Origin of the sequence: Afifella sp. JA880 (assembly GCF_025379905.1) — a bacterium.
GTDB lineage: Bacteria > Pseudomonadota > Alphaproteobacteria > Rhizobiales > Afifellaceae > Afifella > Afifella aestuarii.
Map to the genome: position 1 here is coordinate 657377 of NZ_JAOANH010000003.1, position 15846 is coordinate 673222.

Genomic DNA, 15846 nt, shown 5'->3' on the forward strand with positions numbered 1-15846 from the left:
GTTCCCGCGCGATTTTCTCCGTCATCCACGCGAAAGGTGCAGCGGAAGGGAGAAGTCGCGGCGGAGATTGCAGCAATGGCCATGGACCGGGCAAAAATGACGAGCCCGAGGCGATGCCTCGGGCTCTCGATCATTGGCGTTACGCGGACTTTTTCTGGTCGTCGTCCTGGATTTCCTCGAAATCCGCGTCGACCACATCCTCGTCCTTGTTGCCGCTGGCCTCGCCGGCGGCTTCCGCACCGCCTTCGGCACCGGATTCTTCCTGCGCCTTGTAGACGGCCTCGCCGAGTTTCATGGAGGCCATCGCCAGGGCCTGCGACTTCGCCTCGATGTCGGCCTTGTCGTCGCCCTTGGCGGCTTCCTTCAACTCGGCAAGCGCGGTTTCGATCGCCTGCTTGGTTTCGCCGTCGACCTTGTCGCCATGCTCAGACAGCGACTTCTCGGTGCCGTGGATGAGGGCTTCGGCCTGGTTCTTGGCTTCCACCACCTCGCGCCGCTTCTTGTCGGCGTCGGCATTGGCTTCGGCTTCCTTCACCATCTTGTCGATGTCCTCGTCGGAAAGACCGCCCGAAGCCTGAATGGTGATTTTCTGCTCTTTGCCGGTGCCCTTGTCGTGCGCCGAGACATTGACGATGCCGTTGGCGTCGATGTCGAAAGTGACCTCGATCTGCGGCATGCCGCGCGGTGCGGGCGGAATGCCCTCGAGATTGAACTGGCCGAGGATCTTGTTGTCGGCAGCCATCTCGCGCTCGCCCTGGAAGACCCGGATCGTCACGGCGTTCTGGTTGTCTTCGGCCGTGGAGAAGACCTGGCTCTTCTTGGTCGGGATCGTGGTGTTGCGGTCGATGAGGCGCGTGAACACGCCGCCGAGCGTCTCGATGCCGAGCGACAGAGGCGTCACGTCCAGAAGCAGAACGTCCTTCACCTCGCCCTGCAGCACGCCGGCCTGAATGGCCGCACCCATGGCGACGACCTCGTCCGGATTGACGCCCTTGTGCGGCTCCTTGCCGAAGAGGTTCTTCACCACTTCCTGGACCTTCGGCATGCGCGTCATGCCACCGACGAGAACCACCTCGTCGATGTCGCCGGCCGCGATGCCGGCGTCCTTGAGCGCCGCCTTCACCGGGTCGACCGTGCGCTGCACGAGGTCATCCACCAGGCTCTCGAACTTGGCGCGCGAGAGTTTCATCGTGAGATGCTTCGGGCCCGACGAATCGGCGGTGATGTAAGGCAGGTTCACCTCGGTCTGCTGCGAAGAAGAAAGCTCGATCTTGGCCTTCTCCGCGGCTTCCTTGAGGCGCTGCAATGCGAGGGGGTCGTTCCTGAGGTCGATGCCCTGCTCTTTCTTGAACTCGTCGGCGAGATAATCGACGAGGCGCATGTCGAAATCCTCGCCGCCGAGGAAGGTGTCGCCGTTCGTCGACTTCACCTCAAACACGCCGTCGCCGATTTCCAGCACCGAGATATCGAAGGTGCCGCCGCCGAGGTCATAGACGGCGATGGTCTTGCCGTCGTTCTTGTCGAGGCCGTAGGCGAGGGCAGCCGCCGTCGGCTCGTTGATGATGCGCAGAACTTCCAGACCCGCGATCTTGCCGGCGTCCTTGGTCGCCTGGCGCTGCGCGTCGTTGAAGTAGGCCGGAACGGTGATGACGGCCTTTTCGACCTTCTCGCCGAGATAGCTTTCCGCCGTTTCGCGCATCTTCTGCAGGATCATGGCCGAGATCTGCGACGGCGAATATTTCTCGCTGTTCGCTTCGACCCATGCATCGCCATTGTCGGCGCGCACGATCTTGTAGGGAACGAGCTTCTGATCCTTGGCAACGGTCGGGTCGTCGAAACGCCGGCCGATCAGGCGCTTGACGGCAAAGACCGTGCGCTGCGGGTTGGTGACGGCCTGGCGCTTTGCCGGCTGGCCAACGAGGCGCTCGTCTTCCTCCGTGAAAGCCACCATGGACGGCGTGGTGCGCGCGCCCTCGGAATTCTCAATGACTTTGGGATTCTTGCCGTCCATGACGGCGATGCACGAATTCGTCGTGCCGAGGTCAATGCCGATGACTTTCGCCATGTTCAATCACTCCTTTGTCGGCAGGCCGGCCGGACCCCTTCTGGCATCCGCACGAGGCAAAACGCCTTCACCAGCCCCCATGGTCTGACGTTCGAAAAACCTTTCGCGCTGGCTCTCCGCCGCGCGTTGACGGTCATATAAGAAGGGGGTTTCGGAGCCGCAAGTAAGAAGGGCCCTGAGGTTGCACAAGCCGAGCGGCCGACCGAGATATTGATGGCACCGCTGCCACGCGGTCTCATGCTCGCTGGCAAGCGTTTGAAAACACTGAAGGTCTGGATTGAAAGATTCGGCATGACGGCTCTTGAGGGTTTCAAATTGGCGCCAGGCTTCCTCGACCGGGCGCGCAGGAGCAGCTCGTCGAAGATCTTCGTGCGCTCCTGAAAGAGGCACCTTTCTACACGCCTGTCATGCCGCGCTCCGGCAAGCCCTTCTCGGTGCGCATGACGAATTGCGGCACGCTCGGCTGGGTGTCCGACCGCGCCGGCTATCGCTACCAGCCGACGCATCCCGAAACGGGCCGGCCATGGCCTCCGATCCCACAGGTTCTTCTGGATGCCTGGGCGGAACTCGGCGGCTATTCGAGGCCGCCGGAAGCCTGCCTCGTCAATTTCTATGCGTCGGGAACGCGCATGGGCCTGCATCAGGACCGCGACGAAGAGGATCTTGCAGCGCCCGTCGTCTCGCTGTCGCTCGGTGACGAGGCCGTGTTCCGCATCGGTGGCCACAGCCGCAAGGATCCGACCCGTTCGTTGCGCCTGAAATCCGGGGACGCACTGGTCCTGGGCGGCGAGGCGCGTCTCGCCTTCCACGGTGTCGACCGGATCATCGCCGGCACCTCGACGCTTTTGCCGAAAGGCGGGCGGATCAATCTGACGCTGCGGCGGGTGACGAAGAGCTAATAGGTTCGCCCTCGTAGGGGCCTATGCCAGATCCTTGCCGAAATCGCTCTTGCGGAAGAGAGCGTGGAGCGTGATGCCGGCCTGACGGAAAGCCTCTTCCGCCCCTTCCTGCCGATCGACGAGCGTCAACACGTGCTCCACCTCGGCGCCGGCCTCACGCAGGATCGAAATCGCCTGCATGGCCGATCCGCCTGTGGTGGTGACGTCCTCGACGACGAGAAGAGACTGGCCTGTGAGGCTCTCGCCTTCTGCGAGCCCTTCGATCTGGCTCTGCGTGCCGTGGCCCTTCGCTTCCTTGCGCACGAAGATCGCCTTCACCGGCGTGCCGGCAACTGCGCTCATCGCCGCCGTCGCCGAGACGAGCGGCACGGCACCCATGGCGAGGCCGCCGACATAGACGAGCTTCAATTCGTGCGCTTTTGCCGCGACGGCCGCGCCGATGAGGCGTGCGCCTTCCGGATCGAGCATCGTCGGTTTCAGGTTGAAGTAGATCGTACTCTTTCGCCCCGAGACGAGCGTGAACTCGCCGCCCTGGCGGAAGGAGCGTTCCTTGATGATAGAAAAAAGTGCTGCTTGATCGTCCATGTCGCCTCCGCCTCCCGAAAGGCAGGAAAGCCGGCGGCGGGTCAAGCCTTCAGCGTGTCGGGCAAGGATTTGTGCAGGCCTTTCGGCCGGCAACACTGCCGAGCGCGGGTCGCTCCGCCTGACGCTGCACAAAGAAAAAACGCCCCCTCTTGCGAGGAGGCGCATTGGTCAAATCCGGTGGGAATGGCGCTTATTGTGCCTCTGGCTTCGGCGCCTGATTGGCGGCCTTGTCCGGGGTCGGTCCGCCTTTGGCGACGCCGACGAGGGCCGCACGCAAAACTCGGTCGCCGATCATATAACCCTCCTGGGCCACCTGCACGATGGTGCCGGCCGGCACGCTCGGATCCGGGACCTCGAACATCGCCTGATGGCGATGCGGATCGAACCGTTCGCCCATTGCCGGAATTATCACGACCTCATGGCGCTCCAGAATACGGTCGAGTTCGCGCGCCGTCATCTGCACGCCTTCGAGCAGGGCCTTCAGCTCCGGATCTTCCGTGCCCCAGGCCTTTTCGTCGACGGCACCCAGCGCACGGCGCAGATTGTCGCCGACCTGCAGCATGTCGGTCGCGAATTTGGTCATGGAATAGCGACGCGCGTCCTGCACGTCGCGGGCGGCGCGCCGGCGAAGATTCTCCGCCTCGGCGGCAGCCCGCAAAAGCCGGTCCGTGAGGTCGGATTTCTCCGCCTCCAGCCGGGCTATCAGCTCTTCCACACTCTCTTGTGCGGCGGCGTCCTCGGCAGCCTGCGCGGCGGCATCTGCCTCTGCGGCCTCTGCTGCGCCCGCTGCATATTCGGCGCCAGCGCCAAGCGGCGGCTCGTTGTCCTGTCTCGGCGCTTCGTTGGTTTCGGTGTTACGCTTTTCGGTATCCATCGCGAAGCTTCGATCTCTCGTAGGTGATCTCAAGTCGAGCGGCATATCAGGGCTCACACGGGGAAAATCAACCCGCCGGCCCGCAACCTATGTCTAATCACACATTCTCAGCGGCGAATGAGCTGCGTCATCAGTTGCGCCGTGTAATCGACCACGGGAATGACGCGAGCATAGTTCAGCCGGGTCGGACCGATCACGCCGAGCACCCCCACGACGCGTTCTCCGCTGTCGCGAAAAGGCGCCACGACGAGCGACGAGCCGGAGAGCGAAAACAATTTGTTCTCCGAGCCGATAAAAATGCGCACTCCTTCGCCTTCTTCCGTCAGGTTGAGGAGCTGGATGATGTCCGTCTTGGTCTCAAGGTCGTCGAAGAGGATGCGGATGCGCTCCAGATCCTCGATCGCCCTGAGATCGGTCAGAAGCTTGGATCGGCCGCGCACGATGAGGGTGGCCGGCTCCTGTGCCGGGCCCGACCATTGCGCCAGCCCCTCCGAAATAATCGTCTCCGACAGGGCGTCGATGGCCTGTCGGCGCTCTTCGCGCTTGCGCTCGAGCTCGGCGCGCGCTTCCGCCAGCGTGCGCCCGCGGATATGGGCGTTGAGATAGTTGGAGGCTTCCGTCAGGGCCGAGGTCGGCAGGCCGCGCGGCACGTTGACGACGCGGTTTTCCACCGTGCCGTCATCGGCCACGAGCACGACGAGCGCCCGGTCCTGCTCGATGCGCACGAATTCAATGTGTTTGAGCCGCAGGTCCTGTTTGGCGGCAACCACCACGCCGGCGCCTTCCGACAGGCCCGACAGGGTCTGGCTCGCCTCCGTCAGCAGCGATTCGACGCTCTTTTCGCCGTCGCCGGTGCGCACCTGTTTTTCGATCGCCTGCCGCTCGTTGTCGCTGAGACCGCCGACCTCCAGAAACGAATCGATGAAGAACCTGAGGCCCATTTCCGTGGGCATGCGTCCGGCGCTCGTATGCGGCGCAAAGACGAGGCCCATGGATTCCAGGTCCGACATGACATTGCGCACGGACGCCGGCGACAAGGCCGTCGACAGAAGGCGGCTGATGTTGCGCGAGCCGACCGGCTCGCCGCGTTCCAGGTAACTCTCGACGATGCGTCGAAAGATCTCCCGCGAACGGTCGTCCAAAGCTGTCAGCATTTCCGATTTCATCATGGGACGTTCCCCGGTGCCGGGGCACCTTTGATGCCTCATATTGCTTCGCCGAGGGCATCACGCAAGGCACTCGCCTTGCCGTCGGCGGATGGAATGCGTAACAGGGCCCACATTCTTGAAGGAGGATTTCATGCGCCCATCGCGACGGGCCGCCGAGGAGATGCGCGCCGTCTCGCTTGAGCGCCGGGTTTCGAAATATGCGGAAGGATCGTGCCTCGTTCGCTTCGGCGACACGCAGGTGATGTGTCTGGCAAGTGTCGCCGAGCAGGTGCCGCCGTGGCTGCGCGGCGGTGGCCGCGGCTGGGTGACGGCCGAATATGGTATGCTGCCGCGCTCGACCGGCGATCGCATGCGCCGCGAGGCGAGCCAGGGCAAGCAGGGCGGCCGCACCATGGAAATCCAGCGCCTGATCGGCCGCTCATTGCGCGCGGTCGTCGATCTGAAGGCTCTCGGCGAGCGCCAGATCACCGTCGATTGCGACGTCATCCAGGCCGATGGCGGAACGCGCACCGCGGCGATCACCGGTGCCTGGGTGGCGCTGCACGACGCGCTCGAATGGATGCGCGCCCGCGACATCGTCAAGGCTCCGGTTCTCACCGACCATGTGGCGGCGATCTCTTGCGGCATCTATCGCAGCGAGCCGGTGCTCGATCTCGATTATGCGGAAGATTCCGACGCGGAAACGGATGCGAACTTCGTCATCACCGGCAGCGGCAATCTCGTCGAAGTGCAGGCGACGGCGGAGGGCAAGCCCTTCAGCGAGGAAGAGCTTATCGCCCTCATGGGCCTGGCGCGCAAAGGCATCGGCCGTCTCGTCGATTTGCAGAAGATGGCAGTCGAGTGATGGTGAAACTGGCCTTGGAGCCCGGACCTCTCGTCGTTGCGAGCCACAATCCCGGCAAGGTGGCCGAGATCCGGGCACTCCTCGACCCGTTCGGCTTCACGGTTCATTCCGCGGCCGATCTCGGTCTGATCGAGCCGGAGGAAACCGGCTCGACCTTCGCTGAGAACGCGATTTTGAAGGCACGCACCGCCTGCGACGCCGCGGGCCTTCCCGCACTTGCCGATGATTCCGGCCTCACGGTCGATGCGCTGAATGGCGATCCCGGCATCTATTCTGCCCGCTGGGCAGGGCCGGACAAGGACTTTGCCCAGGCGATGCGCAACATCGAGGAGAAGCTTCAGATGCAGGGGGCGGTGACGCCCGAGGCCCGCGGCGGAGCCTTCGTCTGCGTCCTGGCGCTCGCCTTGCCCGACGGAGTTGTGGAGAGCTTTGAAGGAAAAGTGGAGGGCACGCTGGTGTGGCCGCCGCGTGGCGAACATGGCTTCGGTTACGATCCGATGTTTCAGCCGGAGGGCCATGAGCGCACCTTCGGCGAGATGAGTGCGGAAGAAAAACACGGCTGGAAGCCCGGTGAACGCAATCCGCTTTCGCATCGGGCGCGTGCGTTCGAAGCGTTCGCCGTCGCCTGTCTCGGTCTCAACGGAGGCTGATGCTGCATGATCCCGGCCGCGGAGACGGAATTCGGCATCTATCTGCATTGGCCCTTCTGCGCGGCCAAATGCCCGTATTGCGACTTCAACTCGCATGTGCGGCACCAGAAAGTGGACCAGGCGGCCTTCGTTTCGGCTTTCCGCCGCGAGCTCGGCTTTTTTGCCGAACGCACGCGCGGGCGGCGGGTGACGAGCATCTTCTTCGGTGGCGGCACACCGTCCTTGATGGAGCCGGCGACGGTCGCCGCTCTTTTAGAGGCGGTCGCCGCGAACTGGCCGGTTGCGGAAAACGCCGAAATCACCCTCGAGGCCAATCCTTCGAGTGTCGAGGCGGAACGCTTCCGCGGCTATCGCAAAGAGGGGGTGAACCGGGTCTCGCTCGGCGTGCAGGCTCTCGACGATGCGTCGCTGAAGGCGCTCGGCCGGCTGCACAACCGCGCCGAGGCGCTTGCAGCTGTCGAACTCGCCCGCGAGATCTTTCCACGCCTCTCCTTCGACCTCATTTATGCGCGCTCGAACCAGTCGCTTGACGATTGGCGGCGCGAGCTCGGCGAGGCCATCGGCTTTGCGGCCGATCATCTGTCTCTTTATCAGCTGACGATCGAGCCGGGCACGCCGTTTGCGGCCCTCCATCAGGCCGGCAAGCTCACGTTGCCCGATCCTGACGCCTCGGCCGATTTCTACGAGCTGACGCAGGAGATGATGATTGCCGCCGGCCTGCCGGCCTATGAAATCTCCAACCATGCGCGGCCTGGGGCGGAAAGCCGTCATAACCTCACCTATTGGCGCTATGGCGAATGGGTCGGCGTCGGTCCCGGCGCCCATGGCCGCGTGCGCGGTGAGGGCGGGCGTTTTGCAACCGTGGCGGAGGCGCATCCGGAGACATGGCGCAGCCGGGTCGAAGAAGCGGGCAACGGCCTGATCGAAGACCGTCTTCTGAGCCTGGAGGAGGAGGCGGACGAGCTCCTCGTTATGGGTCTGCGTCTCGTCGAGGGCATCGATCTTGCGCGTTATCAGGCGCTTGCCGGCCGCCCGCTGCAGGAAAGCCGGATCCACGACCTCGTGGAGCACGGCATGATGCAGCTCGAACCGGACGGACGTCTGCGCGCGACGCCTGCCGGTCTCGTCGTCCTCGATGCCGTCGTGGCCGATCTTGCAGCGTGATGAGAGCCTTAAGGTCGTGGTTAACCCGGCCTTAAATTGCCGCTTTTAGCGTTACACCGGATCCTTATGGCAGTGCAGGACATCTGATGGCGGGGCGGAAGGCAAAGCAGCGCGTCGAGCCGCGGCTCGGCGAGAGCGGCGGCATCCGCGTGGAGGCGCGCGACCGGCCGGCCGGTGGGACGTCGCAGCGCAAACCGAAAGCCAAGACGGCAAAAAGCCGTTCCTCCGCGCCCCGCAGAAGAAAGGCGCGCGGATCCGGCGGCGGATTTCTGAGGCGGACGCTCTACTGGGGGTCGGTTCTGGCCGTGTGGGGCTTGATCGCCGTCGTCGGCATCATCGCCTGGTACGGCGTCCAGATGCCGCCGACGTCGGAATGGCGGGTGCCTGAGCGGCCGCCCAATGTTCGCATCCTCGCTGTCGACGGCGCCCTCATCGGTAATCGTGGCGACACCGGCGGCCAGGCGGTCAGGCTTTCCGAACTTCCCGATTATGTGCCCGAAGCGGTCATCGCGATCGAGGACCATCGCTTCCGCCAGCATTTCGGCGTCGATCCGATCGGTCTTTCCCGCGCGGTCGTGCGCAATCTCGTCTCCGGCGGTGTCGTGCAGGGCGGCTCGACGCTCACCCAGCAGCTTGCCAAGAACATGTTCCTGACGCCCGAACGCTCGATCCGGCGAAAGATCCAGGAAATGCTTCTGGCGCTCTGGCTGGAGCACAAATACTCCAAGGGCGAAATCCTGGAGATGTATCTGAACCGGGTCTATTTCGGCGGGGGCGCCTATGGTGTCGATGCGGCGGCCCATCGCTTCTTCGCCAAGGATTCAAGCAATCTCAATCTGGCGGAAGCCGCGATGCTGGCTGGTCTCGTCAAGGCGCCGTCGCATTATCAGCCGGACCGCAATTTCGACGCGGCCGAGGCGCGCGCCCGCCTCGTCCTCGATGCGATGGTGCGCGAAGGCTTTGTCACCGCCGCGCAGGCGAAGCACGCCAAGGAGAACCCGCCGCGCATCGCCTCGCGCCATCGCGTTCACGCGGAAAACTACGTCGCCGATTTCGTCATGGATCGACTCCCTTCCTATGTCGGTGCGATCGATGAGGACGTCACGGTCTACACCACCATCGATCTGTCGCTGGAGCGCGAGGCAGAGTCGGCGCTTGTCGAAGGCCTGAAGGCGAACGGCGACAAATATGGCGTGCATCAGGGGGCTCTGGTGGCGCTCGATGGCACCGGTGCGATCCGTGCCATGGTCGGAGGACGTTCCTACGACAAGAGCCAGTTCAATCGCGCGGTTCAGGCGAAGCGCCAGCCCGGCTCCTCCTTCAAACCGTTCGTCTATCTGACAGCGCTCGAACAGGGTCTCAGGCCGGAGACGGTGCGCGTCGACAAGCCGGTGCGGATCGGCAATTGGGAGCCGCACAATTATTCCAACAAATACGAAGGGCCGGTGACGCTGAAGACGGCGCTCGCCCGCTCGCTGAATACGGTCGCTGCGCAGCTTGCCGCCGAAGTCGGACCCCAGAATGTCGTCGCGACGGCCCACCGGATGGGCATCAGTTCTGACCTCAAGGCCAATGCCACGATCGCTCTCGGAACGTCGGAAGTGAGCCTGTTGGAGCTGACGGGTGCTTATGCGCCTCTTGCCAATGGCGGTTTCGCCGTCCTCCCGCACGCGATCGAACGTGTCGTCACCGATGACGGAAAAACGCTCTTCCAGCGTTCTAGCCCGGGGCTTGGACGTGTCGTGGATCTGCACACCGTTGCGATGATGAACGAGATGATGAAGGCGACGATCGAGATCGGGACCGGACGCAAGGCCCAGATCCCCGGCTGGCCCGCCGGCGGCAAAACCGGCACCAGCCAGGATTGGCGCGATGCCTGGTTCGTTGGCTACACGGCCAATCTGACGGCGGGCGTCTGGGTCGGCAACGACGACAATTCGCCGACCAAGAAGGCTTCGGGCGGTAATGTGCCGTCGATGATCTGGGAGGATTTCATGAAAGCGGCGCATCGCGGCGTTGCCGTTGAGGCCTTGCCCGGCGAGGGGCTTTATAGCCCTGCGATTGCTCAAAATCCGGGGGCGGGACAGCCTTCGGCCGCGGGATCCGGCGGCGATGCGCAATATCGTGACTGGATTCTCAACCGCGACAGCGACCGCACACAGACCGGTCCGTCGCGGCCGCAGCGCGGCAATGGCGGCCAGGGAGGCATTGGCGGATTCTTCGGCCGTATCTTCGGCAATTAGAAGGATTTATGTCATCGCGACAACAGGCGCGCCTCGCGCATGCAAAGCGACCTTGACGGCGACCTTCCTCCCGGGCAAGACCCACCGAACGACCTTCCTGCCCGTGCGGATCAGCCTTCGGGTAGCTCTCCCATATTAAAAGGAGGCGTGTGCGTGCCCCGAGAACATTTCCTGTTTACCAGCGAGTCGGTGTCCGAGGGCCATCCCGACAAGGTGTGCGACCGTATTTCGGACTGCGTGGTCGATGCCCATCTGGCAAAGTTCCCCGAAGCTCGCGTGGCCTGCGAGACGCTGGCGACGACCAACCGCGTCTTGATTGCCGGTGAAGTGCGCGGCTCGCCCGAGGTCGATGCAGCCGTCGTCGAGCAATGCGCCCGTGAGGCGATCCGCGACATCGGCTACCACCAGGAAGGCTTCCACTGGCAGAATTGTCAGGTCGACGTGCTCCTTCATGAACAATCTCCCGACATCGCCCAGGGCGTCGATGCGGGCGAGGCGAAGGAAGAAGGTGCTGGCGACCAGGGCATCATGTTCGGCTTCGCCTGCCGCGAGACGCCGGAGCTCATGCCGGCGCCGATCCTTTATGCGCACAAGATCCTCCACCTGATGGCGGAAGCGCGTCACGCCGGCCGTGCGCCGGAGTTGATGCCGGATTCCAAATCGCAGGTGACGGTGCGCTATGAAAACGGCGTGCCGGTCGGCGTGCATTCCATCGTAGTGTCGACGCAGCATGCCAAAGGCCTGACCTCCGCGGACGTGCGCAAGATCGTCGAGCCCTTCGTTTACGAGGCGCTGCCGGAAGGCTGGATCAACGACGAGACCACCTGGCACGTCAATCCGACGGGCAAATTCGAGGTGGGCGGCCCGGACGGCGATTGCGGCCTGACCGGACGCAAGATCATCGTCGACACCTATGGCGGTGCGGCCCCCCATGGCGGCGGTGCCTTTTCCGGCAAGGATCCGACCAAGGTCGATCGCTCAGCGGCTTATGCGGCGCGTTACCTCGCCAAGAACATCGTTGCGGCCGATCTCGCCGAGCGCTGCACGATCCAGGTCTCCTATGCGATCGGCGTCGCCAAGCCCTTGTCGATCTATGTCGATACGCACGAGACGGCGAAGAATGTGCGTGCCTCCGACATTGAACATGCGATCAACAAGGTGATGGATCTCTCGCCACGCGGTATCCGCCAGCACCTGCAGCTCAACCGCCCCATCTACGCCCGCACGGCGGCCTATGGTCATTTCGGCCGGGCGCCGGAGGCAGATGGCGGCTTCTCCTGGGAAAAGACCGATCTCGCCGACAGCATCCGCGACGCGCTCTGAGAATGGGTCGGCCGCGGACCGGCCGACCACAAGCTCGCTTCACGGCCGCCGCAAGGGAAAGAGGCTTACCGCCCATCGTGAGGCGCTCATGGAGCGCCTTTTGCCGCAGCTCGCCCTCGGTCTGAGCGAGCCGGCACCCGACAATCTGTCAGGGCTTTTTGCGGCTGGCGTCGAGGATCTGCGTCTGGAGATCGGCTTCGGCGGGGGCGAGCATCTGATCCACGAAGCCCGCAAGACGCCGTCCTCAGGCTTTTTCGGTGTCGAGCCTTTCGTGAACGGCATGGCGAAGGCCGTCGCCGCGATCGAAGGCGAAGAGCTGGCGAACATCCGCCTTTATGACGGCGATGCGGCCAACCTTCTCGATTGGTTGCCACCACAAAGCCTGTCGCGCGTCGATCTTTTCTATCCCGACCCCTGGCCGAAGCGGCGGCATTGGAAGCGCCGCTTCGTCAATGCCGAAAACCTTGCGCGCATTTATCGTGTGCTGCGCCCGGGCGGGGTTTTTCGCTTTGCAAGCGACATCCCTTCTTACGTCGATTGGACGATGATCCGCGTCCTGCGCCATGGCGGCTTCGCATGGCCGGCCGAGACGGTGGCGGACTGGCGCGAGCCCTATCCCGGCTGGCCCGGCACGCGCTACGAGGCGAAGGCGTTGCGGGAAGGGCGCCGGCCCGCCTATCTGACCTTCCGAAAAATCTAGCGCCTCAGGCGCGGGCGAAGACGCCGCCGCGACGTGCGTCGCCGGCACCGGAAAAGCGGCCTTTTCCGTCATTTTCGGCGACATGCACGCCGCCGAAATAAAGCGAGCGCTCGCGCCAGGCCCTGAGCTCCGGCTCGATGTCTCTGAGCCGTGCGAGATCGGCGCGCTCGCCGGCCGCCTCCACGTCGAGCTGCCCGTTCTCGAAATGCAGGCGCGGCGCCGACACGGCCGTGTCCGCATCCGCATGTTCCAGAAAGAGGTTGGCAGCGACGTTGAAGATTGCCGTGCGGATGCGCGAGGATCCTCCCGTGCCGAAGGCGGTGATCTCGCCATCCGGGCCGAGCGCCAGCGTCGGCGCCATCATGGAGGCAAGGCGCATGCCCGCCTCGCAGGCGTGGAAGCCCTTCGGATTGAGATCCTCCTCGCCCAGCATATTGTTGAGCATGAAGCCCATTCCCGGCACCATCCGGCCGTTGCCCTCGCCGTTGGAGACGGTCGCAGCGGCTGCCATGCCGGCGCGGTCGACGACGCTCACATGCGTCGTGCCGCGGCTGACGACGCGGCTTGTCGAACCATCGTCGTCCCGATCTGCAAGAAGCGCGTCGAAATTTCCGGAAAGACGCGCTTTCTCCATCTCCCTGAGAGCTGTCAGCCTGGCGGGCGCGTCGCTCCGGGCCTGCCGGACGAGCGCCTGGAGCGCGATCGCCGAAAGACTGCCTCCGAGTGATGGGGGCGGATTGAGGAAAAGCGTGGTTTCGCCGAGGGCAAGCGCAAGCGGATCGCGCTCCTGCACCTGATAGCGGCGGAAATCCGAGGTTTCGAGCAGGCCTCCATGCGTGGTGCACTGCTCGATCATCGCCGCCTCGAGCGTGGCAAGGCGCCCGGCTCCGACTTCCTGGAAGGCCTCGCCGAGCGCCTCGTTGCGGAAGACGTCGCCGGCCCGCAAAAGGCGCCCCGAGGGGGCAAAAAGCCGGCGCACGTCTTTATCCGCCGTGATGATCGGTTCGACGATCTCGAACATGCGCGCCTGCAATGGCTCGATCGTCACGCCTTTGCGGGCGACTGCGATCGCGGGCTCCACGAGATCATTAAGCGGCAGGCGGCCGAGCTTTTCTGAGGCGGCCGCGATCCCGGCAAGAAAACCGGGCGTTGCCGCCGCACCGGCGCCGATATGGAAGGACTGGGTGGTTTCACCAAAATCGGCATGGATCTCGAAAAAATCGATGTCTCCGTCGGGCGGCAAAGCGAGGGGCGCGTCGCAAAAGAAGTCGAAGAGATGTGGCTGCGCGCCGTCATAGGCCATGAGAAAGCCGCCGCCACCCGGCGCGGCAAGGATGGGTTCGGTGACGCAGGCGGTCAGCAGCGCCCCGATGCAGGCGTCCACGGCATTGCCGCCTTCGCACAGAATGGCGACAGCGGCGGCCGCCGTCTCACGATGGCCGCAGGCGACGGCGCCCTTTGCCTGCTCTTTGCCCATGAAGCCTCGCTAAGCCGCAGGTGAGACCGAAACGATGACCCGGCACAGGGATAAACTGGACGGGTCCCGAAGCCGGATACAAAACGGCCGGCGCACCGTTACGATACGCCGGCCGTGACAACAAAGATGACAGCGTCGCCTATTCGGCGGCGTCTTTCAGACGCGGGGCGGCGGCCAGAACCTCTGCATCGACGTCGCCGGCGAACTGCTTGAAGTTTTCGGAGAACATTTCCAGCAGCTTCTCGGCCTGACGGTCGTAGGCGGCCTTGTCGCTCCAGGTCTCTCGCGGATGCAGAACCTTGCCATCGACGCCTTCGAGCTCGGTCGGGATCTCGAGGCCGAAGACAGGCTCCTTCTCCATCGGCGCCTTCTCCAGCGTGCCCTCGAGCGCGGCTTCCAGAAGCCGCCGCGTCAGCTTCAGCGGCATACGCTTGCCGATGCCGTAAGGACCACCGCTCCAGCCGGTGTTGACCAGCCAGCAGGTCACGGCGTGCTTGTTGATGTGCTCGCGCAGAAGGTCGCCATAGACGGCGGGAAGGCGCGGCATGAAGGGCGCGCCGAAGCAGGTCGAGAAGGTCGCCTCCGGCTCCGTCACGCCACGTTCGGTGCCCGCCACCTTGGCGGTATAGCCGGACAGGAAGTGCACCATCGCCTGCTCGGCCGAGAGCTTGGAGATCGGCGGCAGAACGCCGAACGCGTCGCAGGTCAGCATGACGATGTGGTTGGGCTGGCCGCCCATGCCCGTCTCGCTCGCATTGGCGATATAGTCGAGCGGATAGGCCGAGCGCGTGTTTTCCGTCAGCGATCCGTCGTCGAAGTCGGGTTTGCGGGTGTCCTCGTCGAGGACGACGTTTTCCAGGACCGTGCCAAAGCGGGTGGACGCTGCGTAGATCTCCGGCTCCTGATCTGCGGAAAGCCGGATCGTCTTCGCATAGCAGCCGCCTTCGAAATTGAAGACGCCGTTCTCGCTCCAGCCATGCTCGTCGTCGCCGATGAGCGTGCGCTCAGGATCGGCCGACAGGGTCGTCTTGCCGGTGCCCGACAGGCCGAAGAAGATGGCGACGTCGCCATTGTCCGCCTCGTTGGCCGAGCAATGCATCGGCATCACGCCCTTCTCCGGCAGGAGATAGTTGAGAAGCGTGAAGACCGACTTCTTGATCTCGCCGGCATAGGCGGACCCGCCGATGAGGATGAGTTTCTTCGAGAAGTTGACCGCGATAACGGTTTCGGTGCGGCAGCCATGCCGCTCGGGATCGGCCTTGAAGCTTGGCAGATCGATGACCGTGAACTCCGGCAGGAAGGAGGCGCGGGTCTCCGCGTCCGGTACGCGCAGAAGGTTTTGAATGAAAAGCGAATGCCAGGCGAGCTCGGTGTAGACGCGAACATTGAGGCGATGCACCGGATCGGCGCCGCCGCACATGTCCTGCGCATAGAGCGTCATCCCGTCGGCATGGGCGAGAAAGTCCTCGCGCAGACGCTCGAAAGCCTCCGGCTCCATGGCGCCATTGCCGCCCCACCAGATGGTGTTTTCCGTCTTCTCGTCGCGAACGATGAACTTGTCTTTCGGCGACCGACCGGTGTGCTTGCCGGTCGTGGCGACGACCGCGCCGTCTGAAGAAAAGCGGGCTTCGCCGCGCCGGATGGCGTGCTCGGCAAGCTCCGCCTGCGGAAGATTCCAGAAAACCCTTTTGACCCTATCAAGCCCAACAGCTTCGACCCCGCATGCGGGGTTGCGCTTGCCACTCTCCTCCACCATTCACTCCTATATGTTTTTGAGCCGGACATCCCCCCGGAGCCGGCTACCCCTGTTTCTGCATAGACGGGTGCTATGCGCAGTCGCAAGAGCGACATTT

12 protein-coding genes and 1 pseudogene are annotated in these 15846 nt (G+C 63.9%); 7 read left to right on the forward strand and 6 right to left on the reverse strand.

Annotated elements, in window-relative coordinates; translation table 11 throughout:
- Positions 1–139: 139 nt before the first annotated feature.
- Positions 140–2065, reverse strand: coding sequence for a molecular chaperone DnaK (dnaK, locus tag NYQ83_RS16070; protein WP_128290383.1), 1926 nt, complete (start codon positions 2063–2065; stop codon positions 140–142).
- 291 nt (positions 2066–2356) lie between these two features.
- On the opposite strand from dnaK, the pseudogene NYQ83_RS16075 reads away from it, so the two are divergent.
- Positions 2357–2964 (forward strand): annotated as a pseudogene (locus tag NYQ83_RS16075) (alpha-ketoglutarate-dependent dioxygenase AlkB family protein).
- A gap of 21 nt (positions 2965–2985) precedes the next feature.
- Here the strand turns inward: NYQ83_RS16075 and pyrE are convergent.
- The 3 genes from pyrE to hrcA all read right to left on the reverse strand — a co-directional run bounded on the left by pyrE (position 2986) and on the right by hrcA (position 5592).
- A complete protein-coding gene (gene pyrE, locus NYQ83_RS16080; RefSeq protein ID WP_261215834.1) occupies positions 2986–3549 on the reverse strand; it encodes an orotate phosphoribosyltransferase in 564 nt (187 codons plus the stop codon).
- A 190-nt stretch (positions 3550–3739) separates the two neighbouring features.
- Positions 3740–4423, reverse strand: coding sequence for a nucleotide exchange factor GrpE (gene grpE, locus NYQ83_RS16085; protein WP_128290380.1), 684 nt, complete (start codon positions 4421–4423; stop codon positions 3740–3742).
- A 107-nt stretch (positions 4424–4530) separates the two neighbouring features.
- The gene (gene hrcA / locus NYQ83_RS16090; protein WP_128290379.1) at positions 4531–5592 is read right to left on the reverse strand and encodes a heat-inducible transcriptional repressor HrcA; all 1062 of its coding nucleotides are present in this window, start codon (positions 5590–5592) and stop codon (positions 4531–4533) included.
- Between the two features lie 130 nt (positions 5593–5722).
- Between hrcA and rph the strand changes: the two genes are divergently transcribed.
- From rph to NYQ83_RS16120, 6 genes are all read left to right on the forward strand, one after another.
- On the forward strand, positions 5723–6436 hold the full coding sequence (gene rph, locus NYQ83_RS16095; RefSeq protein WP_128290378.1) for a ribonuclease PH: 714 nt from the start codon (positions 5723–5725) through the stop codon (positions 6434–6436).
- Complete coding sequence (gene rdgB, locus NYQ83_RS16100; RefSeq protein WP_128290377.1) at positions 6436–7086, forward strand: RdgB/HAM1 family non-canonical purine NTP pyrophosphatase; 651 nt, start codon at positions 6436–6438, stop codon at positions 7084–7086. Before rph ends, rdgB begins: the two co-directional genes overlap by 1 nt.
- A 6-nt stretch (positions 7087–7092) precedes the next feature.
- Positions 7093–8250 (forward strand): radical SAM family heme chaperone HemW, encoded by a 1158-nt coding sequence (gene hemW, locus NYQ83_RS16105; protein ID WP_261215835.1) that lies wholly within the window; start codon positions 7093–7095, stop codon positions 8248–8250.
- A gap of 86 nt (positions 8251–8336) precedes the next feature.
- The gene (locus tag NYQ83_RS16110) at positions 8337–10493 is read left to right on the forward strand and encodes a transglycosylase domain-containing protein (protein WP_261215836.1); all 2157 of its coding nucleotides are present in this window, start codon (positions 8337–8339) and stop codon (positions 10491–10493) included.
- A 153-nt stretch (positions 10494–10646) separates the two neighbouring features.
- A complete protein-coding gene (gene metK / locus NYQ83_RS16115; RefSeq protein ID WP_261215838.1) occupies positions 10647–11816 on the forward strand; it encodes a methionine adenosyltransferase in 1170 nt (389 codons plus the stop codon).
- A gap of 88 nt (positions 11817–11904) precedes the next feature.
- The gene (locus tag NYQ83_RS16120) at positions 11905–12516 is read left to right on the forward strand and encodes a tRNA (guanine(46)-N(7))-methyltransferase TrmB (RefSeq protein WP_409977017.1); all 612 of its coding nucleotides are present in this window, start codon (positions 11905–11907) and stop codon (positions 12514–12516) included.
- A 4-nt stretch (positions 12517–12520) separates the two neighbouring features.
- On the opposite strand, the gene NYQ83_RS16125 is transcribed toward NYQ83_RS16120, so the two are convergent.
- Together NYQ83_RS16125 and NYQ83_RS16130 are read right to left on the reverse strand one after the other, a co-directional pair.
- Positions 12521–13993 carry a gamma-glutamyltransferase family protein gene (locus NYQ83_RS16125; protein ID WP_261215840.1) on the reverse strand — a complete coding sequence of 491 codons (1473 nt, stop codon included), beginning with the start codon at positions 13991–13993 and terminating at the stop codon, positions 12521–12523.
- 139 nt (positions 13994–14132) lie between these two features.
- A complete protein-coding gene (locus NYQ83_RS16130) occupies positions 14133–15746 on the reverse strand; it encodes a phosphoenolpyruvate carboxykinase (protein WP_261216220.1) in 1614 nt (537 codons plus the stop codon).
- Between the last annotated feature and the right edge of the window lie 100 nt (positions 15747–15846).